At 60.9% G+C, this 22644-nt stretch carries 19 protein-coding genes; 10 read left to right on the forward strand and 9 right to left on the reverse strand.

Annotated features, from left to right (window positions below):
• Positions 1–112 precede the first annotated feature (112 nt).
• Positions 113–2158, reverse strand: coding sequence for a methionine--tRNA ligase (gene metG, locus KSS97_RS07365; protein ID WP_217861389.1), 2046 nt, complete (start codon positions 2156–2158; stop codon positions 113–115).
• A gap of 303 nt (positions 2159–2461) precedes the next feature.
• Here metG and apbC point away from each other — a divergent pair, with 303 nt between their 5' ends.
• The gene (gene apbC / locus KSS97_RS07370) at positions 2462–3556 is read left to right on the forward strand and encodes an iron-sulfur cluster carrier protein ApbC (RefSeq protein WP_217861390.1); all 1095 of its coding nucleotides are present in this window, start codon (positions 2462–2464) and stop codon (positions 3554–3556) included.
• Positions 3557–3682: 126 nt separating this feature from the next.
• Here apbC and KSS97_RS07375 read toward each other — a convergent pair whose 3' ends face one another.
• Complete coding sequence (locus KSS97_RS07375) at positions 3683–4441, reverse strand: SDR family oxidoreductase (RefSeq protein ID WP_030142518.1); 759 nt, start codon at positions 4439–4441, stop codon at positions 3683–3685.
• A 164-nt stretch (positions 4442–4605) separates the two neighbouring features.
• On the opposite strand from KSS97_RS07375, the gene KSS97_RS07380 reads away from it, so the two are divergent.
• From KSS97_RS07380 to groL, 4 genes are all read left to right on the forward strand, one after another.
• Entirely contained in the window at positions 4606–5337 is a 732-nt protein-coding gene (locus KSS97_RS07380; protein WP_030142517.1) for a HugZ family pyridoxamine 5'-phosphate oxidase, read from the forward strand.
• Positions 5338–5403: 66 nt separating this feature from the next.
• On the forward strand, positions 5404–5880 hold the full coding sequence (locus tag KSS97_RS07385) for an FxsA family protein (RefSeq protein WP_030142516.1): 477 nt from the start codon (positions 5404–5406) through the stop codon (positions 5878–5880).
• Between the two features lie 247 nt (positions 5881–6127).
• Positions 6128–6421, forward strand: coding sequence for a co-chaperone GroES (locus KSS97_RS07390; protein WP_030142515.1), 294 nt, complete (start codon positions 6128–6130; stop codon positions 6419–6421).
• 50 nt (positions 6422–6471) lie between these two features.
• A complete protein-coding gene (groL, locus tag KSS97_RS07395) occupies positions 6472–8115 on the forward strand; it encodes a chaperonin GroEL (RefSeq protein ID WP_030142514.1) in 1644 nt (547 codons plus the stop codon).
• Between the two features lie 198 nt (positions 8116–8313).
• Here the strand turns inward: groL and KSS97_RS07400 are convergent, their stop codons facing one another.
• On the reverse strand, positions 8314–9057 hold the full coding sequence (locus tag KSS97_RS07400; RefSeq protein ID WP_030142513.1) for a phosphatase PAP2 family protein: 744 nt from the start codon (positions 9055–9057) through the stop codon (positions 8314–8316).
• A gap of 231 nt (positions 9058–9288) precedes the next feature.
• On the opposite strand from KSS97_RS07400, the gene colR reads away from it, so the two are divergent.
• From colR to KSS97_RS28330, 5 genes are all read left to right on the forward strand, one after another.
• Entirely contained in the window at positions 9289–9972 is a 684-nt protein-coding gene (gene colR / locus KSS97_RS07405; protein ID WP_030142512.1) for a two-component system response regulator ColR, read from the forward strand.
• Entirely contained in the window at positions 9962–11239 is a 1278-nt protein-coding gene (locus KSS97_RS07410; RefSeq protein ID WP_030142511.1) for a sensor histidine kinase, read from the forward strand. Before colR ends, KSS97_RS07410 begins: the two co-directional genes overlap by 11 nt.
• A 110-nt stretch (positions 11240–11349) precedes the next feature.
• Positions 11350–12018: a class I SAM-dependent methyltransferase gene (locus tag KSS97_RS07415; RefSeq protein WP_030142510.1), complete on the forward strand. Its 669-nt coding sequence runs from the start codon at positions 11350–11352 to the stop codon at positions 12016–12018.
• A gap of 4 nt (positions 12019–12022) precedes the next feature.
• On the forward strand, positions 12023–12730 hold the full coding sequence (locus tag KSS97_RS07420; RefSeq protein ID WP_217861391.1) for a lipopolysaccharide kinase InaA family protein: 708 nt from the start codon (positions 12023–12025) through the stop codon (positions 12728–12730).
• 2 nt (positions 12731–12732) lie between these two features.
• On the forward strand, positions 12733–12972 hold the full coding sequence (locus KSS97_RS28330) for a hypothetical protein (RefSeq protein WP_030142508.1): 240 nt from the start codon (positions 12733–12735) through the stop codon (positions 12970–12972).
• 65 nt (positions 12973–13037) lie between these two features.
• On the opposite strand, the gene KSS97_RS07425 is transcribed toward KSS97_RS28330, so the two are convergent.
• The 6 genes from KSS97_RS07425 to KSS97_RS07450 all read right to left on the reverse strand — a co-directional run bounded on the left by KSS97_RS07425 (position 13038) and on the right by KSS97_RS07450 (position 22584).
• The gene (locus tag KSS97_RS07425) at positions 13038–16064 is read right to left on the reverse strand and encodes a multidrug efflux RND transporter permease subunit (protein WP_217861392.1); all 3027 of its coding nucleotides are present in this window, start codon (positions 16062–16064) and stop codon (positions 13038–13040) included.
• Positions 16065–16077: 13 nt separating this feature from the next.
• Positions 16078–17226 carry an efflux RND transporter periplasmic adaptor subunit gene (locus tag KSS97_RS07430; RefSeq protein ID WP_217861393.1) on the reverse strand — a complete coding sequence of 383 codons (1149 nt, stop codon included), beginning with the start codon at positions 17224–17226 and terminating at the stop codon, positions 16078–16080.
• Positions 17227–17370: 144 nt separating this feature from the next.
• Positions 17371–18468: a DUF1513 domain-containing protein gene (locus KSS97_RS07435; RefSeq protein ID WP_030142506.1), complete on the reverse strand. Its 1098-nt coding sequence runs from the start codon at positions 18466–18468 to the stop codon at positions 17371–17373.
• 2 nt (positions 18469–18470) lie between these two features.
• Positions 18471–19535 (reverse strand): imelysin family protein, encoded by a 1065-nt coding sequence (locus KSS97_RS07440; RefSeq protein WP_030142505.1) that lies wholly within the window; start codon positions 19533–19535, stop codon positions 18471–18473.
• Between the two features lie 27 nt (positions 19536–19562).
• Positions 19563–20990, reverse strand: a complete 1428-nt coding sequence (locus tag KSS97_RS07445; RefSeq protein WP_217861394.1) for a di-heme oxidoreductase family protein — start codon at positions 20988–20990, stop codon at positions 19563–19565.
• A 241-nt stretch (positions 20991–21231) separates the two neighbouring features.
• Positions 21232–22584 carry a sensor histidine kinase gene (locus KSS97_RS07450; RefSeq protein ID WP_030142503.1) on the reverse strand — a complete coding sequence of 451 codons (1353 nt, stop codon included), beginning with the start codon at positions 22582–22584 and terminating at the stop codon, positions 21232–21234.
• Between the last annotated feature and the right edge of the window lie 60 nt (positions 22585–22644).

The raw sequence follows: 22644 nt of genomic DNA on the forward strand, positions 1-22644 counted from the left end.
GAGCCTGTAAGCAAGGTTAGGCATTATCCGGTACGCCGTGAGGGTGGGCCAGATATGAAAATCCCACAGTCGCTGGGAGGCGACTGTGGGATCGGTGCCGTACGCGATCGGATTATTTGATCCGTTGGCCCGGCTTGGCGCCGCTGTCCGGACTCAGCAAGTAGATCTCTTCACCGCCGGGGCCCGCCGCCATCACCATGCCCTCGGAGATACCGAAACGCATTTTGCGTGGCTTGAGGTTGGCGATCATCATCGTCAACCGACCTTCAAGCTTGGCCGGGTCCGGGTAGGCGCTCTTGATGCCGGAGAACACGTTGCGTTGTTCATCGCCGATGTCCAGGGTCAGGCGCAGCAGTTTGTCCGCCCCTTCCACGGCCTCGGCCTTGACGATCAGTGCCACGCGCAGGTCGACCGCAGCGAAGGCGTCGAAGTCGATTTCCGGCGACAGCGGGTCCTTGGCCAACTCACCGTTGCCGCTCGGGCCGCCGGTATCGGTCTGGCTGGCGGCCAGGTCTTCCTTGGACGCGTCGATCATGGCCTGGACCTTGGTGGCGTCGATGCGGGTCATCAACGGCTTGAACTCGTTCAACTGATGGTTGCTCAGCAGGGTCTGGTGATCGGTCCAGGTCAGCGGCGCAACGTTGAGGAACGCCTCGGCATCGGCGGCCAGCAACGGCAGCACCGGCTTGAGGAAAATCACCAGCTGGCGGAACAGGTTGATGCCCAGGGCGCAGATGGCCTGGACTTCGTCCTGCTTGCCTTCCTGCTTGGCCAGCGACCACGGTGCCTTGTCGGCAATCCAGGCATTGGCGCGGTCGGCCAGGGCCATGATCTCGCGCATGGCACGGGCGAAGTCGCGGTTCTCGTAGGCGTCGGCGATGCTTGGCGCGGCGGCCAGGAAGGCGTCGGTCAGTTCCGGCGCGGCGTTCCCGGCCACCAGTACACCGGCGTTGCCCTTATGGATGAAGCCGGCGCAACGGCTGGCAATGTTGACGACCTTGCCCACCAGGTCGGAGTTGACCTTCTGCACGAAGTCTTCGAGGTTCAGGTCCAGGTCGTCGACGCCACGGCCGAGCTTGGCCGCGTAGTAGTAGCGCAGGTATTCCGGCGACAGGTGATCCAGGTAGGTGCGCGCCTTGATGAAGGTGCCGCGGGACTTGGACATTTTCTGGCCGTTGACGGTCAGGTAGCCATGGACATTGATACCGGTCGGCTTGCGGAAACCGGCACCTTCGAGCATGGCCGGCCAGAACAGCGCGTGGAAGTTGACGATGTCCTTGCCGATGAAGTGATACACCTCGGCGGTGGAGTCCTTGGCCCAGAACGCATCGAAGTCCAGCTCCGGTGTACGGTCGCAAAGATTCTTGAAACTGGCCATGTAGCCGATCGGCGCGTCCAGCCACACGTAGAAATATTTGCCGGGTTCACCGGGAATCTCGAAGCCGAAGTACGGCGCATCGCGGGAAATGTCCCACTCCTGCAAGCCCGAATCGAGCCACTCGGCGAGCTTGTTGGCGACCGCGTCCTGCAGCGTGCCGCTGCGGGTCCAGGTCTGCAGCATCTGCTGGAAGTCAGGCAGCTTGAAGAAGAAATGCTGGGAGTCCCTGAGCACCGGGGTAGCGCCGGAAATTGCCGACTTCGGGTCTTTCAAGTCAGTCGGGGCGTAGGTGGCGCCGCATTTTTCGCAGTTGTCGCCGTACTGGTCTTCGGTGCCGCATTTCGGGCAGGTGCCCTTGATGAAGCGGTCGGCCAGGAACATCTTCTTTTCCGGGTCGAAATATTGGGTGACCGAACGGGTGGAGATATGCCCGGCATCACGCAGCTTCAGGTAGATCTGGCTCGACAGCTCACGGTTTTCTTCGGCGTGAGTGGAGTGGAAGTTGTCGAAATCCACCAGGAACTCGGCAAAGTCGGCGCTGTGTTCAGCCTGGACATTGGCGATCAGTTGTTCCGGGGTAATGCCTTCCTTTTCCGCGCGAAGCATGATGGCCGAACCGTGGGCGTCGTCGGCGCAGACATAAATACATTGGTTGCCGCGATGTTTCTGGAAGCGCGTCCACATATCGGTCTGGATGTATTCCAGCATATGGCCAAGGTGAATCGAACCATTGGCATAGGGCAGGGCGCTGGTGACGAGGATCTTGCGTGGCTCGGACATGGGGCTCGGCTACTTGATGAAACGGAGGTCGGCCACTATAAAGCGCCGGGAAATATATTTCACCCCGCTGGCCTGTTTGTGGCGAGGGGATTTATCCCCGCTGGGTTGCGAAGCGACCCCAAAACCTGGCGCCTCGGTGAGTCAGGCTGATCGGGATCGAATGTTTTGGGACTGCAGCGCAGTCCAGCGGGGATAAATCCCCTCGCCACAAAAGGTGTCCGCCCTGCTGTAATCGGGTCGCCACAAAAGCATGCGCGGCGTAGGATAGCGGCCTGTTTTCAAGTCTTGCTATCGGAGTTGCCCATGAGCGCCGTCAATCGCGCAGCGGTGGAAACCGTCCTTCGCCAGTACACCGACCCCTACCTGAACCAGGATCCGGTCAGCGCCGGGTGCGTGCGCGCCATCGATATCCAGGGCGATCGCGTCAGCGTCCAGCTGGAAATCGGCTATGCCGCCGATCTGTTCAAGAACGGTTGGGCGCAAATGCTGCAGATGGCCATCGAAGGCCTGGACGGCGTGGCCGCCGCCAAAGTCGAGATCAACAGCGTGATCGCCGCGCACAAGGCCCAGGCCCAGGTGCCGGGGTTGGCGAACGTCAAGAACGTGATTGCCGTGGCGTCGGGCAAGGGCGGCGTGGGCAAGTCCACCACGGCCGCCAACCTGGCGCTGGCGCTGGCCCGCGAAGGGGCAAAGGTGGGGATTCTCGATGCGGACATCTACGGTCCGAGCCAGGGCATCATGTTCGGCATCGCCGAGGGTATCCGCCCGCAGGTCAAGGACCAGAAATGGTTCGTGCCGCTGCAGTCCCACGGCGTCGAAGTCATGTCCATGGCCTTCCTGACCGACGACAATACGCCAATGGTCTGGCGCGGGCCGATGGTGTCCGGCGCCTTGCTGCAATTGGTCACGCAAACCGCCTGGGGCGACCTGGATTACCTGGTGATCGACATGCCGCCGGGCACCGGCGATATCCAGTTGACCCTGGCGCAGAAAGTCCCGGTGGCCGGCGCGGTGATTGTCACCACGCCCCAGGACCTGGCCCTGCTGGATGCGCGCAAGGGTGTGGAGATGTTCCGCAAGGTGAACATCCCGGTGCTGGGCGTGGTGGAAAACATGGCCGTGCACATCTGCTCGAACTGCGGGCACGCCGAGCACCTGTTCGGCGAAGGTGGCGGGGAAAAACTGGCGACCCAGTACGGCGTCGAGCTGTTGGCCTCGCTGCCGCTGTCGATGGTGATCCGTGAACAGGCCGACGGCGGCAAGCCGACCGTCATCGCCGAGCCGGACAGCCAGATCGCCATGGTCTACCAGGAACTGGCCCGCCACGTCGGCGCGCGGATCGTGTTGCAGGAAGCCGCGTCACCGGCGATGCCGAACATCACCGTCAGCGACGATTGATGCTTTGAAACACAATCCCCTGTGGGAGCGAGCTTGCTCGCGATGGCGTCGGTTCAGTCAGCCTTGATGTGACTGATACTCTGCCATCGCGAGCAAGCTCGCTCCCACATGGGTTATGCGGTGGGTTTAGATGCGCATCCCGCCATCCATCTCCAGGATCCGACCGGTGTAGTAGTCGTTCTCGAAGATATAGGCGGCCGAATGGGCAATTTCCTCGGGTTTGCCCATGCGCTTGAGCGGGATTGCGGAGGTCATTCTTTCCAAGGCGTCGGGCTTCATGCCCAGGGTCATTTCGGTTTCGATGAAACCTGGCGCGATGCCTGCCACTCGGATGCCATAACGCGCCAGTTCCCTGGCCCAGGTCACGGTGGCGGCGACGACGCCGGCCTTGGCGGCGGAATAATTGGTCTGGCCGATATTGCCCGCGCGGGAGATCGACGAGATATTGATGATCGCGCCGCTGTTCTTCAGCTCGACCATTTTTGCCGCCACTTCACGGGTACACAGGAATACACCGGTGAGGTTGACGTCGATCACGGCTTGCCATTGGGCCAGGCTCATCTTGGTCATTTCGCCGTCCTTGACCTTGAGCAGCAGCCCATCACGCAGAATGCCTGCGTTGTTGATCAGGCCGTGAATCGCGCCGAAATCCTCTGCCACCCGGGCAACCATGTCGCTGACCTGCTCCTCGTTCGCCACGTTGCACACATAGGAACGGGCCTCGACACCCTTGGCGGCACAAGCGGCGACCGCCTGGTCGAGCTTTTCCTGATTGAGGTCGACCAGGGCGAGCTTTGCGCCCCTGCCAGCCAGATACTCCGCCATGGAGCGGCCCAGGCCCTGGCAACCGCCAGTGATAATGATTACTTTGTCGGTGAGTTGCATTCGCATGTCCCGGTGGCAGAACGTTAGAGGATTACCTTCATGGAGGCCTCTCGATCTGCGACGGTGTAGCCCGGCTGCACATGAGAACTGCCCCGACGGCGCACTGAAACATCCATCAGTCGCCTGTCCGTTTTTTAAACGGATTTCTTCAAAGGAGTCATAAATTGAGCGTTGACGTTGCCAAGCATGCCCGAGAATTGCTGCTCAAGGAATACCGGGGGATGCTCTCCACCCATTCCAAGTCGATGCCGGGTTTTCCGTTCGGCTCCGTTGTGCCGTATTGCCTGGACGAGCAGGGACGGCCGTTGATCCTGATCAGCCGCATCGCCCAGCACACCCACAACCTGCAGAAAGATCCCAAGTGCTCGATGCTGGTAGGGGAGCGGGGCGCTGAGGATGTGCAGGCGGTGGGGCGCCTGACCTATCTGGCCGAGGCCCGCAGACTCGAAGACAGTATCGCGATCGAGGCCGCAGCCGAGCGTTACTACCGCTATTTCCCTGAGTCGCAGAACTACCACAAGGCCCACGATTTCGACTTCTGGGTCCTGGACCCGGTGCGCCATCGCTACATTGGCGGTTTCGGCGCCATTCACTGGATCGACCACCTCACCCTGGCCAATCCTTTCGCCGGCAAGGCCGAAGCCAGCATGATCGAACACATGAATGCCGATCACGCCAAGGCAATCGCCCATTACGTGGCGCTGACGGGGCTGCCGAAAACAGAACCGGCGCAATTGGTCGGCATCGACAGCGAAGGCATGCACCTGCGCATCGGGCAGGGATTGCATTGGCTCGCGTTCCCGAACCCTTGCAACACGCCGACACAAGTTCGCGAGGCCTTGGTTTATCTGGCCCACGCCGAGCAATGGCCAAAAAATGCCGAGGTTGGTGCTTGAATTCACGAAAGGGCGACGTCATCTAGGTTTTCATAGCAAGGCATTCTTGCGTTGAGGAACCTTTTGATGCGCCCTTTTTTGTTGCTCTTTCTGCTGTTCCCGGTGTTGGAGCTGTTCGTATTCGTCAAGGTCAGCGGTGCGATCGGGTTCTTCCCGGCGCTGTTGCTGGTCATTCTCGGTTCGATGCTCGGCGTGTTCGTGCTGCGCATCGCCGGTCTCGCCACGGCGCTGCGGGCCCGTGAAAGCCTGAGCCGTGGCGAGCTGCCTGCCCAGACCATGCTTGAAGGCCTGATGCTGGCCTTGGGCGGCGGCCTGTTGATCCTGCCAGGTTTCATCAGCGACGTGCTGGGCCTGGTCCTGCTGTTGCCGTTTACCCGCCGGTTGCTGGCCAACAAGATGCGCCAGCGCGCCGAAGATCAGGCGATGCGTCAGCGAGCCTTTGCCGATGATCTCCAACCTCGTGGCGGCCCGGCCCCCAGGGAGCCCGTAGGCCGCGAGCCGAACGTGATCGAAGGTGAATTCGAGCACCGCGATACCAAGTGAATATCCTGCGACACGGCACCTTCGGGTGCCGTGTCCGTTTTTGCCCGGATGAAGTAAAAATTTTCATCTCTTGCCCTTGTAATCGCCTTGCACGCCCTTATGTATGGGTCACCGCAAGGTTTCCGGTGGCGACACTGGACAGACTTCCGCGGTTCGCTTGACGAACCGCACCCCGGCTCCGCCGGCTTTTGTTAAACCCGCCGGGACTACACCGGCCGATGAAAACCAAAATTAGGAGAGATCGACAATGAAGCTTCGTCCTCTGCATGACCGCGTCGTCATCCGTCGCAGCGAAGAAGAGAAGAAAACCGCTGGCGGTATCGTCCTGCCAGGTTCGGCTGCCGAGAAAGCCAACCACGGTGAAGTTCTCGCTGTAGGTCCAGGCAAGGCACTGGAAAACGGTGAAGTACGTGCGCTGGCCGTGAAAGTGGGTGACAAGGTTGTGTTCGGCCCTTACTCCGGCAGCAACACTGTGAAAGTCGACGGCGAAGACCTGCTGGTAATGGGCGAGAGCGAAATCCTCGCCGTTCTCGAAGGCTGATTCCCCCGCTCATTTTCCCGCTACTAAAAAGTATTTAAGGAATATCGATCATGGCTGCTAAAGAAGTTAAATTCGGCGATTCCGCCCGCAAGAAAATGCTCGCCGGTGTCAACGTCCTGGCTGACGCAGTAAAAGCGACCCTGGGCCCGAAAGGCCGTAACGTGATCATCGAGAAGAGCTTCGGCGCTCCGACCATCACCAAGGACGGCGTTTCCGTAGCCAAGGAAATCGAGCTGAAAGATCGCTTCGAAAACATGGGTGCGCAGCTGGTCAAAGACGTTGCCTCCCGTGCCAACGATGACGCCGGTGACGGTACTACCACCGCGACCGTACTGGCCCAGTCGATCGTCAACGAAGGCCTGAAAGCCGTCGCTGCCGGTATGAACCCGATGGACCTCAAGCGCGGCATCGACAAGGCGACCATCGCCATCGTCAAGGAACTGAAGGGCCTGGCCAAGCCATGCGCTGACTCCAAGGCAATCGCCCAGGTCGGTACCATCTCGGCCAACTCCGACAACTCCATCGGCGACATCATTGCCGAAGCCATGGAAAAAGTCGGCAAGGAAGGCGTGATCACCGTTGAAGAAGGCTCGGGCCTGGAAAACGAACTGTCGGTTGTAGAAGGCATGCAGTTCGACCGTGGCTACCTGTCGCCATACTTCGTCAACAAGCCAGACACCATGGTTGCCGAGCTGGACAGCCCGCTGATCCTGCTGGTCGACAAGAAGATCTCGAACATCCGCGAAATGCTGCCAGTGCTGGAAGCCGTTGCCAAAGCCGGTCGCCCACTGCTGATCGTGGCTGAAGACGTCGAAGGCGAAGCCTTGGCGACCCTGGTCGTGAACAACATGCGGGGTATCGTCAAGGTTGCTGCCGTCAAGGCACCAGGCTTCGGCGACCGTCGCAAGGCCATGCTGCAGGACATCGCCGTACTGACCGGCGGTACCGTTATCTCCGAAGAGATCGGCCTGAGCCTGGAAAGCACCACCCTGGAGCACCTGGGTAACGCCAAGCGCGTGATCCTGTCCAAGGAAAACACCACCGTGATCGACGGCGCTGGCAACGATGCCGATATCCAGGCGCGTGTGACCCAGATCCGCGCCCAGGTGGCCGAGACTTCGTCCGACTACGACCGTGAAAAACTGCAAGAGCGCCTGGCCAAGCTGTCCGGCGGTGTTGCGGTGATCAAGGTTGGTGCCGGTTCCGAAGTTGAAATGAAAGAGAAGAAAGCCCGCGTTGAAGACGCCCTGCACGCAACCCGCGCAGCCGTCGAAGAAGGCGTGGTACCTGGCGGTGGCGTGGCACTGGTTCGTGCCCTGCAAGCCATCAGCGAGCTGAAAGGCGACAACGATGACCAGAACGTCGGCATCCAGTTGCTGCGTCGCGCTGTTGAAGCACCGCTGCGCCAGATCGTTGCCAACTCCGGCGACGAGCCAAGCGTCGTGGTCGACAAGGTCAAGCAGGGTTCGGGTAACTACGGTTACAACGCTGCTACCGGCGAATACGGCGACATGATCGAAATGGGTATCCTGGACCCAGCCAAAGTGACTCGTTCGGCTCTGCAAGCAGCTTCGTCGATTGCCAGCCTGATGATCACCACCGAGGCGATGATCGCTGAAATCAAGGAAGACGCTCCAGCTGGCGGCGGCATGCCGGACATGGGCGGCATGGGTGGCATGGGCGGCATGATGTAAGCCAGCCTTACCCCTGTAGCGAAAAACCCCGCCTGCGAAAGCAAGCGGGGTTTTTTATTGCCCTGGATTCATGAAGCAACACCCCATTCCCCTGTGGGAGCGAGCTTGCTCGCGATGGCGGAGTATCAGTCGATGCTTGATTGACTGACCCACCGCCATCGCGAGCAAGCTCGCTCCCACAGAGTTACTGCACCATGTTCAGGCGTTGGCGGGTTGGCTCAGCGCTACGCGATCAGCCCTGGCGGCCGGCCGGTAGAGAATGAAGTAATAACACCCCAGGCAAATCAGCCAGCAGAACACCGCTGTCCACACATTGTGGGAAAAGAAATGCGCCCCCTGCATCATCCGGCCCACGGAGAAAACGGTGCCCAGTGAGAAGGCAAATATCAGCGATTGACGGGCCAGGCGCGGACGGCGGTCGCGCAGCACGAAAAACAGCGCAAACAACGTGAAACCCGTGGCGGCGTGTCCACCGGGCCAGCATCGGCCAGGCTTGTCGGTGGCTGGACGTGGGCTCAGCAATTCACTGTAGGTTTCCTTGCCACCGAATTCTTTCAGGCTCCAGGGGCATTGCACCGCGGTGACCGCCTTCAGGGGCGTGACAAAGGCCGTTGCCAGCGCGAGCGACAAGACCAGACAGCCCAGCTCGCGTTTGAAAGGTTTGAGTCGGGCGATAAAAAAAGAAGCGATGAACCCCAGGACGGCCAGAAGAGAGAATGCGATAACGAGCTGTTTGGCCCGGTCGTGCAGGATATCTTCAAGGAAAAAACTGTGCCGGCCGATGAATCCCCCGCCAGCGGAGTTGTAGAACAGACGGGCCAGGTCCATGTCCAGCGTGGTCAGTTCCAGTAACACCAGAATGACCGCGACCACGGCGGGAATACCCAGGGCGACCGGCACGTTCAGCGGTCTGGAAGCGGGGCGCAGGAGGGTGGAAACCATGGCGGTACCTTTAAGGGAATGTTCGTGAACAGCGCGTCGCGCGAAGTGTGGGCCGCGCAGCGTTGGCGAGGTGTGAATGTTCGGTGAAAAACTCGTCAATGCGGTCCAGTCCGTGCAATGCGCTCTACTGGTTCGCCCCGACACAGGCAGATACAACCCTAGCCGCGAGACACGCTTGGCCTTAAGCTGCGCGGGCCACGACGATTGCCTACGTGTGCAGAGGAGATGCCCATGCGAATTCTATTGGTCGAAGACAACCGTGACATCCTGGCCAACCTGGCCGACTACCTGGGGCTCAAGGGCTACACCGTCGATTGTGCCCAGGACGGTTTGTCGGGGCTGCACCTGGCCGCGACCGAACACTATGACTTGATCGTGCTCGACATCATGCTGCCGGGCATCGACGGCTACACGCTGTGCAAGCGTCTGCGCGAAGATGCCCGGCGAGATACGCCGGTGATCATGCTCACCGCGCGCGACCAATTGGATGATCGTTTGCAGGGCTTCAAATCCGGGGCCGACGATTATCTGGTCAAACCTTTCGCCTTGTCGGAGCTGGCGGCGCGGATCGAAGCGGTCATGCGTCGCGCCCAGGGCGGTGGTCGGCGCGCCTTGCAGGTCGGCGACCTGAGCTACGACCTCGATACCCTGGAGGTTACCCGCGAAGGCAAGCTGCTCAAGCTCAACCCCGTAGGGCTGAAGTTGCTGGCGGTACTGATGCAGAAAAGTCCTCATGTGCTGCGTCGCGAGATACTCGAGGAAGCCTTGTGGGGCGATGATTGCCCGGACAGCGACAGCCTGCGCAGCCACGTGCATCAACTGCGACAAGTGATCGACAAACCATTCGAAAAACCGCTGCTGCATACGGTGCACGGCGTCGGTTACCGCTTGGCCGAGGGCCGCGATGGAGTTTAAGCAAAGCCTTGCCCAGCGGATCATCATCGCGTTCGCGTTGATGAGCGCGTTGGTGGCGGGGGCCTTCGCCCTTGGCATCGTGGCAACGGTCCACCTGGTGGAAGAAAAACTGATTTCCGCCGGGCTCGGCGGCGACTTGCAACGCTTGCTGTTGATGGACAGCGTTTCCGACTGGAGTCATCGGCCCGAACCCGACCAGTTGTTCTATTTCAGCGGCGGCCCGGGTGACTTCGAGCTGCCCAAGGATCTCCGTCACCTCGACCGTGGCTTTCATGAGGTGTTTCGCGAACAACTGTCCTACCACGCCATGGTGGAGATCGTAGACGGTCGGCATTACGTGTTGCTGCAGGACCAGAGCGATTTCGAGGAGCGTGAACGGGTCCTGTTCGCCGTGGTGTTGGTGGGCTTCGTGCTCAGCCTCGCATTGGCAGTGTTCCTGGGGTGGGTGTTGGCCCGTCGGGTGATGGCGCCGGTCGTGCGCCTGGCCCGCCAGGTTCGGCATCGCGACCAGCTCCTCGGACTCGCGCCACCGCTGGCCCCGGACTATGCCGCCGACGAAGTGGGCGAGCTGGCCGTGGCGTTCGACGCTACGTTGGGCCGACTGCGCCAAGCCTTGACCCGTGAGCGGCTATTCACCAGTGACGTCAGCCATGAGTTGCGCACGCCATTGATGGTCTTGGCCACGTCCTGCGAACTGTTGTTGGAGAATCCGGCACTCGACCAGCGGGGGCGTACTCAGGTCGAACGCATCAACCGGGCCAGTGAAGAAATGCGCGAATTGGTGCAGACCTTCCTGATGCTTGCCCGGGCCCAGCGCGAAGACAACGGAATGGCACCCCGGCTGACGCTTGGTCAGGTCGCGGAAAACCTGCTCGGTGTATGGCGCGCTCCTATCGAATCCAAAGGTCTGGCGTTGATCTTCGAACCGGGGCAGCCCCTTGATACACCGTATAACGCCACCTTCCTCACAGCTGTCATGGGCAACCTGTTGCGCAATGCCTTGCATTACACCGATCAGGGGTTCATTCGTGTTTCGCTGACCGCGACAGGTTTCGTGGTCGAAGACAGCGGCGTGGGCATCCCCGAGGAGAAGCGCGAGGCGATGTTCGAACCTTTCGTGCGAGGGAACGAAAAGCGCGGCGAAGGCCTGGGGCTGGGGCTGTCGTTGGTGCAACGGATTTGCGAGAACCAGGGTTGGACGGTCAGCCTCAGCACAATGGAACCCAATGGCTGCCGTTTCGAGGTAGAACTGAATCCGAAGGGCTGACACTGGTACTTGAAAAACCTTGAAACGATTCGTCAATTTTCGCGACGGATTTTTCACAAAGAGATGACATGCCGGTTCATAAGGTTGGGCATTCGTAACGGAGTGCCCCCATGTCGAAGACCGTCAAGCTGGATTTTTCCGAGAAATACGACGAGCAGCACGCCAAGCAATATTTTCTCAAGCATCGCAGTGGATTGAGCCGTCGTCTCTCCCACCATCGCGACCAACAACTAGCACGCCGCGCCCTGACCCTGGCGGGTGAGCCTGGCTTGGTGCTGGACCTGCCATGCGGAGCGGGGCGTTTCTGGCCCTTGCTGGCCGAAAAACCGAACCGGGTCATTATCGGTGCGGACAATTCCGAAGCCATGCTTCAAACCGCAATGAGCGCTCAGCCCGCCGATGTCGTAAAACGGGTACAACCTTTGCAGACTTCTGCGTTCGACATCGCCTTGCCTGATAACGCCGTCGATAGCATTTTTTGCATTCGCCTGCTCCACCACATCGGTGAACCCGCGCACCGCCTGGCGATTCTGCGGGAATTCGAGCGTGTCAGCCGGGACAGCGTGATCGTTTCATTGTGGGTCGATGGCAATTTCAAGGCCTGGAAACGCAAACGCGCGGAGCGAAAGCGTGGGCAGAAAGGCTACCAAAACCGATTTGTGTTACCTGCTGTTACGGTGGAGGAGGAATTTCGACAGGCCGGGTTTCGGATCCAGGAACAATTGGATTTCCTACCGCTTTATGCCATGTGGCGAGTTTATGTATTGCGCAAGGGGTAACGGGATGGCAGTGCAGGCAGCAGGAGCCCCAACGGCTTCTCATAGTTGCTTCGATCATTTTTGGAATCAGCGCGGCGAATGGGTGGAAGAGCCCAATACGCGCCGTGGCGGTGAAAGTGGCGTACAACGGATCAGCAGTAATGGCGAACTGTTGTATTCCAAGCGTCAGACGGGGCACATCTACCGCAGCCTGATGCATCCGTTTGGTCGCCCGACTGTGCTGCGTGAGCAGCGTGCGTTGTCGGCTCTGAGCGAGCTCAACGTCACGGTTCCCCAGATTTTTTTCTGCGGCGCCCAAAGAGACCCGGTGCATAAGTGGCGTGCGCTATTGGTGACTCACGCGATGGATGGCTTCCAGGAAATCGAACACTGGTATGCCGGAGGCGGACGCGAACGTCACGGCGAGGCCGTACATGACCATATCCTCCAGTCGTTGGCTGCAAACCTGGCTCGTATGCACAAGGGCCGCTGGCAACATGGATGCCTCTACATCAAGCATGTGTTTGTCCGCGTGACCGGAGAAGGCGAGTCGGCGAAGGCCGAAGTCGCCCTGTTGGATTTCGAGAAATGCCGACAACGCCTGACTGCCCGAAGCGCGGCCTCCCACGACATGAAGCAACTGCGGCGCCATTCGTCGTTTCGTGATTCCGACTGGAAAAAACTGGTCTACTTTTATGAGACGGCGTTTGGCAGCGCTATCAAAGGTTTATAGCGATGAAACTAGAAATTGCTAGAGGTTTGTTTCTAGTCGGAGCCCTGGCAGTTGCATCAATGGCGGTCGCGGTATGGGAGCAGCCCCGATCACAGATCCTCAGTGCCTCCAACCATACTTCCACCGTTGGCGCGCATTGCCCTTTGCCTCGAGTAGCAAAGGCGACGGATGCTATCCGACCGGATAACGATCTGTTGCTGTTCATGTTTGGCCTGTCCCAAGGCATGAAGCCTCAGAGTTGAGCGTCCTGATTCAAAACAAAGGCCTCGCATTTGCGAGGCCTTTGTTTTTTGCACCGTCACAGGTCTCAGTGTTTGTCGGCTTTGGCCAGCAAGGTGTAGACACAAGGCAATACGAACAACGTGAACAGGGTGCCGATCGACATGCCCGTGGCGATGACCGTGCCGATGTCGAAGCGGCTGACCGCTCCGGCGCCGGTGGCCAGGATCAACGGCACCATGCCGAATACCATTGCCGCGGTTGTCATCAGTACGGGCCGCAGTCGTATCGACGCGGCCTGCTCAACGGCATCGCGCGGGCTCAGGCCTTGTTCCTTGCGCAATTGGTTGGCGAACTCGACGATCAGGATACCGTGCTTGCTGATCAGTCCGATCAGCGTCACCAGCCCGACCTGGGTATAGATGTTCATGCTCGACCAGCCGAGGAACAGCGGAATCAGCGCGCCGCAAATGGATAACGGCACCGTGACCAGGATGACCAGTGGATCCCGGAAACTCTCGAACTGCGCGGCCAGCACCAGGAAGATGATCGCAAGCGCCAGGCCAAAGGTCACCCACAGCGCACTGCCTTCCTGTACGAATTGGCGCGAAGCTCCGGCGTAATCGAAGGCGAACCCCACCGGAGCTTCCTCGCGGGCAATCTGGCGGACGGTTTCAATGGCCTCGCCCATGCTCACGGTTGGAAAGCCTGAAATCGTCACCGCATTGAGCTGCTGGAACTGATTCAATTGGCGCGGTCGTGCCCGGTCGCTGACCTTGATCAGCGTCGACAGCGGGAGCGATTCGCCCTGGGTATTCTTTACGTAGTAATTGTTCAGCCAGTCCGGATTGTCCCGAAACGGTCGTTCGACCTGGGCAATTACTTTGTAGCTGCGCCCTTCCAGAGTGAAGCGGTTTATCTCGGACTCACCCAGCAGTGTTGCCAGGGTTCCGCCCAGGTCCTGCATCGACACGCCCATCTGGGCGGCCTTGGCGCGATCGATATCCACCACGACTTCGGGTTTGTCGAAGGCCAGGTCGATGTCCATGAAAGCGAATTTGCCGGACTCCAGCGCGCGTTTCTTGACCCGTTCGGCAATCTGCAGCAGCGTCGTGTAGTCCTTCGGCGAATTGATGACGAACTCGAAGGGCAAGCCTTCGCCGGTGCCTGGCAGCGAGGGCAGGTTGAAACCGAAGATCTGCAGGCCCAGGATGCCTTCCAGCTTGGCCTGGACCTCGGGCAGGATTTCCATCTGGGTGCGGCTGCGTTCGTTCCAGGGCTTGAGCAAGAAGCCGCCGATGCCTGACTGGACGCCGTTATAGCCGTTGATCTGGAAAGAGGAGTAGTACTCGGGGAACTCCTTGAAGATCGTGATGAAGTGATCGGTGTAGGCGTTCAGGTAATCGAGGTTGGTCGTCTTCGGCGCGTTGGCCATCATGAAGATGATGCCTTGGTCCTCGTCGGGTGCCAGCTCGGACTTGGTGAACATGATCAGCACGGGAATGAGCAACAGCACGATCACCGCGAATACCAGCACCACGGGCCGACTGTTGAGCGTGCCATGAAGCAGGCGTTGGTAACGGTTTTTCAGGCGTTCGAAAATCACGTCCAGTCGATGGGCCAGCCCCGTGGGATTCTCGTCATGGCGCAGGAGCATCGCGCACATCATGGGTGACAAGGTCAGCGCGACGATGCCTGAAATGACCACGGCGCCAGCCAGGGTCAAGGCGAACTCCTTGAACAATGCCCCCGTCAGGCCTTCAAGCAGGCCGATGGGCGCGTACACCGCCGCGAGGGTTATGGTCATCGAGACCACCGGCATGGCTATTTCCCGCGCGCCTTCAATGGCGGCGTCGAATGGGGTCTTGCCTTCCTCCATGTGTCGGTGGATGTTTTCCACGACCACGATGGCATCGTCCACCACCAGGCCGATGGCGAGCACCATGGCCAGCAGCGTCAGCAGGTTCATGGAGTAGCCCATCAACTGCATGAAGAACATGACGCCGATCATCGACAGTGGAATGGTCACTACCGGGATGAGCACCGAGCGCAAGGCACCGAGGAACAGGAAGACCACGACGATGACGATCAGTACCGCCTCGAACAGGGTCTTCACTACCTCGTCGATGGAGGCCTGGATGAACAAAGTGGCGTCATAGGCGATCTCGGCCTTGAGGTTGGTCGGAAGCTGGGCTTCCATCTCCGGCATGATCTTGCGCACTTCCTTGATCACGTCCAGTGGGTTCGCGCCGGGCGTGGCCTTGATCCCGATGTATACCGAAGGCGTGCCGCCAAAGGAGCTGATGGTGTCGTAGTTTTCGGCGCCCATTTCCACGCGAGCGACGTCCCGCAGCAACACGCGGCTGTCCCCGGCGGTCTTCAGGGGGATCGCGGCGAACGCTTCGGCGGACTTGAGTTCGGTGTTGGCGTTGATACTGGTAACGACGTACTCGCCTTTCACTTCGCCGGCGGCAGAAAGAAAGTTCTGCTGGCGCACCGCATCGGTCACGTCGGCAGCCGTCAGCCCAAAGCCTGCGAGCTTGACAGGGTCCAGCCAAAGGCGCATGGCAAAGACCTGGTTGCCGAGAATCTCCGCCTCAGCCATGCCGGGCAGGGTTGCCAGTTTGGGCTGGATCACCCGTGACAGGTAGTCGGTGATCTGCGGATTGTTCAATTCCTTGCTGAAGAAACTGATGTACATCAGCGCCGAGGCGTCGGCAGCCTCTCGGCTGAGAACGGGGTCCTCGGCGTCCTGGGGCAGCTGGTTCTTGACCTCGTTGGCCTTGGCCAGCAGTTCGGTAAAGAGCCGGTCGCTGTTGGAGCCGATACGGGCATAGACCGAGATCACCGAGAAATTCTGTCGGCTGACCGAGGTCATGTAGTCGATGCCTTCGGCACTGGCCAGGCTTTGTTGCATTGGCTGGGTGATATAGCCCTGGATAGTCTCGGCATTGGCGCCGGGGTAGGCGGTGGTCACCGTGATCAGGGCGTTTTCCATCTGCGGATACTGGCGCAGGGGCAACTTGCTCCAGGCCTGGAAGCCCAGCAGCACGATCAACAGGCTGACCACGGTGGCGAGCACCGGGCGGCGGATGAACGGATCGGTAAAAGCCATGGGGGTTCCTTGATCAGTCCGCGCGCGGCGTGCTGTTCTGTTCGGTCAGGGTCTTGTCGTCGCTGATGGCGATGGACGTGCCGTTGTCGAGCTTGAGCTGGCCGGCAATCACCACGTCTTCACCGCTGTGCACGCCCTTGGTCACCAGGACCTGCCCGTCGCGACGCTCACCCGTCTCGACGAAGCGCCGCTCGGCGATCAGGACCGGCTGGCCCTTGTCATCTTTCTCGACGCTGCCATCGGCGGCTTTCTTCTGGGTGACCACGTACATCGAGTTGCCATAGAGCGTGTAGGTCACGGCGCTCTCCGGCACGACGATGCCGGCGGCCACGTCTGGCAAGACGACCTGCAGGTTGGCAAACATGCCGGGCAACAACTTGCCATCGGGGTTGGCAAGGGTGGCGCGCACCAGCACATTGCGGGTGCTGTCCTCGACCTTGGGGTTTATGGCGCTGATGGTGCCGACGAATGTCTGGCCTGGGTAGGCCGAGACACTGACGTTGACCGTTTGGGCAACGGCGAGCCGAGGCACCGTCTGTTCCGGGACATAGAAATCCACGTACAGGCTACTGAGGTCCTGCAGGGTGGCGATCACCGTGCCGCTGGCCAGGTAATCGCCAACGTCCACCTGACGAATGCCGATGGTGCCGCTGAAAGGCGCGACGATGTGTTTCTTCGCCAGCGATGCCTTGAGCTGGTTGACCGTGGCCTGGTTCTTCTTCAACTGGGCCGCAAGCCGATCGAACTCGCCTTTGGAAATCGCCTGGCTGCCGACCAGTTGTCGACCCCGGCCGAAATCCAGCTGCGACAGGCCAAGGTCGGCCTGGGCGGTTTCCAGCAGGGCGCTTTCGACTTCGCTGTCCAGTTGCAGGAGCGGTTGGCCGGCCTTGACCTTTTGCCCCGATTCGAACTGCAGCTTTTGCACCGTGCCGGCGATCTCCAGGCTCAGGTCAACGCCTTGCAAGGCCTTCAGGCTGCCGACGGTGGGCAGGCGAGACTGCCAGGGTTGCTCGGTGGCCTTGGCCACGGCAACGCTGACGGGCGGTTTCGGGACAGAAAACATCTGGATCTGCTGGTAGATGGAGAAGGCCTTGTAGCCTGCCAGCAACAGCACCACCAGCAGGACAACACCCAACATGATCAGCATGCGGCGTCGCAGCATGTTCCACTTCCTTGGAAAAGAGCTGAGAGAAAATACAGATAGGCGGGCACATTACCCTGTGCGCTCGGGGTATTCCAGATGCTGGCGGGACGGTGGGGCGTAGGACTCTTCTGAAAAGTCATAGCGCCCGGCACCGCCCCCCGCTCAGACCAGATGCAGATGGTTGTCCCAGAGCCCCGCTGGCAGGTCCAGCGGTTTTGCAACCAATTGTGATTGCCGGCAATCGTAATAGCGGCAACGCCCCTGGCCCGATGTCACGACGAAACCGTCGGCCACCGCGCCCACCCCGGCGCAATCCGGCAAAGGCGCGTCCAGGCGAACTTCGCCGCTGTCCAGGTCCCAGATGAAAAAGCGATTGCCCCGTGGCGCCGTCAGGGCCACCAGGCGCAGTTCGCTGTGCACGGCGACGCTGGCGGTGTAGTGCCCCATGGCCTGCAACTGATGTTCGGGCACCGGGAACGCCTGGAAAGGTTGGCCCGGTCGCTTGATTGCCAGCAGTTCCGACGGCTCATGTGCGGCGCCCATGAATTGCTGGCCGGAGACGATGGTCCCGTCGCTGGCGATGCCCAAATGGCGCACGCTGTTCATCTGCTGGGCGAGGGTTTCCTTGCTCAGCAGCGTGCCATCGCGCTGCATCAACACCAGGCTCGGCTCCATGGCGTCAAGGTTCATTTCGACCCGACTTTCGGCCTCGGTGCGAATGCCGCCGTTGGCAACGACCAATGTCTCGCCGTCGGGCATCCATGACACTTGGTGGGGGCCAATGCCGTGGGTGGAGATTTCGCCGCTGTGGACCAGCCGCTCGCCTTCGAAACGATACACGCCCAGAAGACCGCGCCCCGGGTCGCGGGTGTCGTTCTCTGTGGCGTACAACCACTCGCCACTCTTGTGGATCACCGCGTGACCGTAGAAATGCCGGTTCGGCAACGAGGCGATGGTCTGCAGCAGCGCCCCGTCGCGCAGGTCGATGAGATAGCTTTCGGTGCCTGGACGGCGGGCAACGAACAGCGCGATCGGCAGCGTCGGGTGGTTGATGATGTCATGGCAACGCTGGCCGACCCGGGTGGCGAACACCCGGGTGCCGTCCAGTCGATAGCCGACGGCGAAGTGATTGCCATCGCCATCGTCCCGTGCTGAAAGCAGTAGCGCACGCTTGTCCTTTTGCTTGAACAGCGTCCAGCCGCCCAGGGTAACGGCACCCAGCAGCATGCTGCCGAGTGCCAGAGCCTGACGTCGAAACATGATCAGTCACCGTCGTTGGCGTTGAAGCCCAGTTGAATGCCTAGCGCCTTGGCCAGTTCGCCCTCGTGCAGGCGATGGACGACGTTGAGGCTGTCGTACAAATCGTTGAGTTGCTGGCGCCCGGCGTCGTCGTTGAGCATGTCGGTCAGTGAGCGCTGGCTGCTGGCGAACAGCTTCAACGAGGCATCGTAGGCAGCATCGATCTTGTCCGCCAATGGCTTCTGGTCGCTTGGCAGCAGACCGCGCAGGCCTTTGTTGTCGACGCCGACCCACACGGTCCTGGCGGCGCTCAGGCTGGCTTCCAGGCCTTGCAGTGACGATTGGCTGCGCCAGGCATCGGCCTGGAACGGTTGCGGCACGCCCTTGCTCTGGCGGCCCATTGGCGTGCCGAGTTTTTTCTTCAAGGTGTCCAGGGCAGTGACCTGGACCCGCAGCAGATCAGCGATTGCCTCGTGGGAATCGGCGTAGCGCTGGTTAGGAAACTTGCTCATCTGGGCGAGCATGCCGTCGTTGGTGTTCCAACGAGACAGGATCTCTTCGGCCAGTTGCTTCTGGCGTTCACCAATGGCGGTAAGCAGTGGGCAATACTTGGCTTTCTGGGCGCTGTCGGCCATGTCGATCTTGGCGTCGAACAGCAGGTATTCGTAGGCGGAGAGCCCTTGCACGACAACACTGGATTTGGCCAGGCCGGCGGCGTCGATCTGCGGCTCGCTGTTGACCAGTTGCTCGACCTGGCGGCCGACCAGGTTTTTCTTGTCCGGCCAGAATTGCACTTGCCAGGCACGGTTGCCCTCGGCCAGTGGACCGATCAGCAGCGGTTGCAGTTCGGCCCAGGCTTTTTGTGCCTTGAGAAAGTCGGCGCGGGCGGTCTCCAGGGTTTCCTTGCCTTGGCAGAACGCCAAGGCACTGCTCGCCAATTGCCGGTCTGCCTCGACCCAGCGGCTGTAGGTCGGCAGGATCACTTGCTTGGCAATGGCAGCCGACGTGACCGCCTGGGGATCCTGGGGCGAGCAGGCGCCGAGGGCGATGGCGGCGAGGCTGGTGAACAACAGCTTGGGACGGAACATGTCGGGCTCCCGTTTCAGGAAATAACGTTAAAGGGAATTCAGGAAAGCCAACAGCGCAGCGCGCTGCTCGGCGTTGAAAGCCAAGACCTGTCGCTGCGCCGCCTGGGCCTCGCCGCCATGCCAGAGCACGGCTTCGAGGAGGTTGCGGGCGCGACCGTCGTGCAGGAACTGGGTATGACCGCTGACGGTTTCGGTCAGGCCGATACCCCATAACGGCGGAGTCCGCCAGTCGCGGCCGCTGGCCTGGAACTCGCTGCGGTTGTCAGCCAGCCCTTCACCCATGTCGTGCAGCAGCAAATCGGAGTAGGGGCGGATGACCTGGTTCGCCAGCTCCGGCTCGGCAGCGTTGGCGGACGTGGTGTATTGGGGGGTGTGACAGGACTGGCAACCCGCTTGGAAAAACAGATTCTTGCCCGCCAGCACTTGGGGCGAGTTCACGTCGCGACGGGCCGGCACGGCGAGGTTGCGGCTGTAGAACAACACCAGGCGCAGAATGTTGTCGCTGACCTCCGGCTCGCCCTTCGGACCGTTGCCGTTGGGCGCGCGCTTGCAATCGACCTGGGCCTCGGTGCAATCGTCGAACGGACGCAGGCTGGTCGTCAGGCCCATGTCGCCGGAAAACGCATGGACGTTCTGTTGATTGAGGTTCGGCTGCCCGGCCTTCCAGCCGAAACGCCCCGGCACGGTCTTTTGCTGGATATCGTCCCAGACCCTGTTCGGACGGCCAGCAATACCGTTTTTGTCCCGTGCCTGAGCCTGCGCATTCGCCAGGATGGCGTCGTCGGGGATGGCCTCGAGCAAACCCAGGCCGATCATCGGCGGTGCGACGCGGGCCGAAAACCGCGTGTCGGGGTGCATCGGGCCATACCCCAATTGGCTGATCTGCAAGGTCGGCTTGCGCAGTTCCACGACGGTGCCGTCGTTGAAACGCACCGGGACTGGCGAGTAATCGACCCGCACCTTGCCTTCCGGCGCAACGCCTGGCACGGACATGTCCTGCAATTGTCCGCCGTAGACAGGCTCTGGCACGACGCCGAGTTGTTCGATGACCTTGGCGTACGGCGCTGCATCGGGAATCGACAGGCGCACCAGCATCGATACCGCGCTGGTTGCGTCTGGTGCGGGCGGGTGGCCGCGACCGTCCTTGATATGACAGTTCTGACAGGCATTGGTGTTGAACAAGGGACCGAGGCCATCGCGGGCAGTCGTCGTCGAAGGAGCGATCACCCAAGGGCTGCGGAAGAAACTGTTGCCGACGCTGAAATCCACGCGCCGCGAGGGCGGCAGGTTGGCCGAAGGCAGGGAAAAGGCATTCTGGTCGGCCTTGCGTACCGTCGCGTTGCCACCGGACTTGGCTTCGCCGGGCTCGGCCTGGGTGAAACGCGGGGCGTCATCGCAGGCACTCAGGCCCAAGGCCAACAGCAGAGCGCATAAGCGAAGAGGCAACGACGGCATTGGAAATCCTGCGGGACGAGTGAAACGCGGGCGCAAAGTCTAACAGGGCGGGGCGGTTTGAATAAGAGGAATTATCGTTTGGTTTGATCGGGGCGCTTGATTTCCTGTGGCGAGGGAGCTTGCTCCCGCTGGGTTGCGAAGCAGCCCCAAAACCAGGCGCCGCGGTGCAACAGGTAAATCCCGCCAACCAGTTTGCGACTGCTGCGCAGCCGAGCGGGAGCAAGCTCCCTCGCCACGGGGTTCACTGTTGGTCTGTAGGGGGGACTACTGCCCCCGGCACCAACGGCAATTCCAGCGTCGCGATGAACCCGCCCTCGGGATGGTTGGCCAATACCAGCGCTCCGCCGTGGCGTTCGGCTGCGCGGCGGGCGATCGCCAGGCCCAGGCCATGACCGGCAGTGGTCTGGCCGGGCGCGCGATAGAACGGTTCGCCCAGTTGGCCCAGATGCTCGGCCTCGACGCCCGGCCCGTGATCGCGCACGCTGACCAGGATTCGCTCCCCCTGGCGCACCGCGCGCATTTCGACGGGCTGCCCGTCCGGACTGAAGCGCTGGGCGTTGCGCAACAAATTGTCCACGGCACGCTCGATCATCGTCGGCCAACCCTTGAGGGCCAGGTTCGGCTCGGTTTCCAGCTGCACGATTTGCTCCGGCGAAGCCATCTGGGCATCTTTTTGTAGATTGATCAGTAGCCCGTTGAGATCGACCTCTTCGGCACTGGCATTGTCGGCATCGACGCGAGCCAGGACCAGGATTTCACTGATCAGCGCTTCCAGTCGATCACACTCACGCGTCAGTCGCGGCCAGAGTTTTTCGCGCTCCTCGGGGCTCGCGCGCTCCGCCAGTGCCAGGGCGATGCGCAGCCTGGCCAGGGGCGAGCGCAATTCGTGGGAAACGTCGCGCAGCAGTTGGCGCTGGCTGGCGATCAGGCTTTGCAGGCGCGCGCCCATGCGATTGAAATCCGTGGCCAGCACACCAAATTCGTCCCGTCGGTTGGCCAGCTTGGCTAGGCTGTTCTGCTGATAGGCCGCTTGCCCCAGGTCATGCACCGCGCCGCGCAGTCGGCTCAGCGGACGGGTGATGGAAAGGGTCACCAACAGGCTGAACAAGGTCAGTACTACCAGGGCAATCGCTAGGGCACTGAGGGGCCAGAGCAAGCTGCCGCGGTGCCAGGCGTCCAATTCGGGGTGGGGGATGCGGTAGATGAACAGGTACGTGTCGCCGGTCTTGGCGCTGGTGAACTCGTCGGTCAGGCGCCGCCAGGGCAGGCGTCGGTCGTCGTTGTTCTGGCGCGCCTCGAACGCGGCGGCACGGTGCGGAAAGGTGCCGCGCACCACCGGGTCGCCACTTTCGTTGAGCACTTGGACGTCGATGTGATACTGGCGCTTGCGCTGTTGGAGGATGGCCTGCGCGGCGTCTTCGCCCTGGCTTTCGTAAGTCTGCGTCCACTCTTCGGCCAGGGTATTGAGGCCTGGATGACGGCTGAGGATCCAGGCGTCCTGGTTCAGCATGTGGCCCATCAGAATCGAAAGTCCCGCCACCAGAGCGATGGCCAGCCAGAAACTGGCCAGGACGCGCCAGAACAATGAACGCACGGATTTATCCTCGAAAACAAAGAAAGCCCAACGGCGGTGTGCCGTTGGGCTGGTGGTACT

Source organism: Pseudomonas alvandae (genome assembly GCF_019141525.1).
Classification (GTDB): domain Bacteria; phylum Pseudomonadota; class Gammaproteobacteria; order Pseudomonadales; family Pseudomonadaceae; genus Aquipseudomonas; species Aquipseudomonas alvandae.

What these genes read in the sequence shown, in the direction of transcription:
- metG (WP_217861389.1), bottom strand. Translation starts at nt 2,158, where the DNA reads ATGTCCGAGCCACGCAAGATCCTCGTCACCAGCGCCCTGCCCTATGCC.
- apbC (WP_217861390.1), top strand. Translation starts at nt 2,462, where the DNA reads ATGAGCGCCGTCAATCGCGCAGCGGTGGAAACCGTCCTTCGCCAGTAC.
- KSS97_RS07375 (WP_030142518.1), bottom strand. Translation starts at nt 4,441, where the DNA reads ATGCAACTCACCGACAAAGTAATCATTATCACTGGCGGTTGCCAGGGC.
- KSS97_RS07385 (WP_030142516.1), top strand. Translation starts at nt 5,404, where the DNA reads ATGCGCCCTTTTTTGTTGCTCTTTCTGCTGTTCCCGGTGTTGGAGCTG.
- KSS97_RS07390 (WP_030142515.1), top strand. Translation starts at nt 6,128, where the DNA reads ATGAAGCTTCGTCCTCTGCATGACCGCGTCGTCATCCGTCGCAGCGAA.
- groL (WP_030142514.1), top strand. Translation starts at nt 6,472, where the DNA reads ATGGCTGCTAAAGAAGTTAAATTCGGCGATTCCGCCCGCAAGAAAATG.
- KSS97_RS07400 (WP_030142513.1), bottom strand. Translation starts at nt 9,057, where the DNA reads ATGGTTTCCACCCTCCTGCGCCCCGCTTCCAGACCGCTGAACGTGCCG.
- colR (WP_030142512.1), top strand. Translation starts at nt 9,289, where the DNA reads ATGCGAATTCTATTGGTCGAAGACAACCGTGACATCCTGGCCAACCTG.
- KSS97_RS07410 (WP_030142511.1), top strand. Translation starts at nt 9,962, where the DNA reads ATGGAGTTTAAGCAAAGCCTTGCCCAGCGGATCATCATCGCGTTCGCG.
- KSS97_RS07415 (WP_030142510.1), top strand. Translation starts at nt 11,350, where the DNA reads ATGTCGAAGACCGTCAAGCTGGATTTTTCCGAGAAATACGACGAGCAG.
- KSS97_RS07420 (WP_217861391.1), top strand. Translation starts at nt 12,023, where the DNA reads ATGGCAGTGCAGGCAGCAGGAGCCCCAACGGCTTCTCATAGTTGCTTC.
- KSS97_RS28330 (WP_030142508.1), top strand. Translation starts at nt 12,733, where the DNA reads ATGAAACTAGAAATTGCTAGAGGTTTGTTTCTAGTCGGAGCCCTGGCA.
- KSS97_RS07425 (WP_217861392.1), bottom strand. Translation starts at nt 16,064, where the DNA reads ATGGCTTTTACCGATCCGTTCATCCGCCGCCCGGTGCTCGCCACCGTG.
- KSS97_RS07430 (WP_217861393.1), bottom strand. Translation starts at nt 17,226, where the DNA reads ATGCTGCGACGCCGCATGCTGATCATGTTGGGTGTTGTCCTGCTGGTG.
- KSS97_RS07435 (WP_030142506.1), bottom strand. Translation starts at nt 18,468, where the DNA reads ATGTTTCGACGTCAGGCTCTGGCACTCGGCAGCATGCTGCTGGGTGCC.
- KSS97_RS07440 (WP_030142505.1), bottom strand. Translation starts at nt 19,535, where the DNA reads ATGTTCCGTCCCAAGCTGTTGTTCACCAGCCTCGCCGCCATCGCCCTC.
- KSS97_RS07445 (WP_217861394.1), bottom strand. Translation starts at nt 20,990, where the DNA reads ATGCCGTCGTTGCCTCTTCGCTTATGCGCTCTGCTGTTGGCCTTGGGC.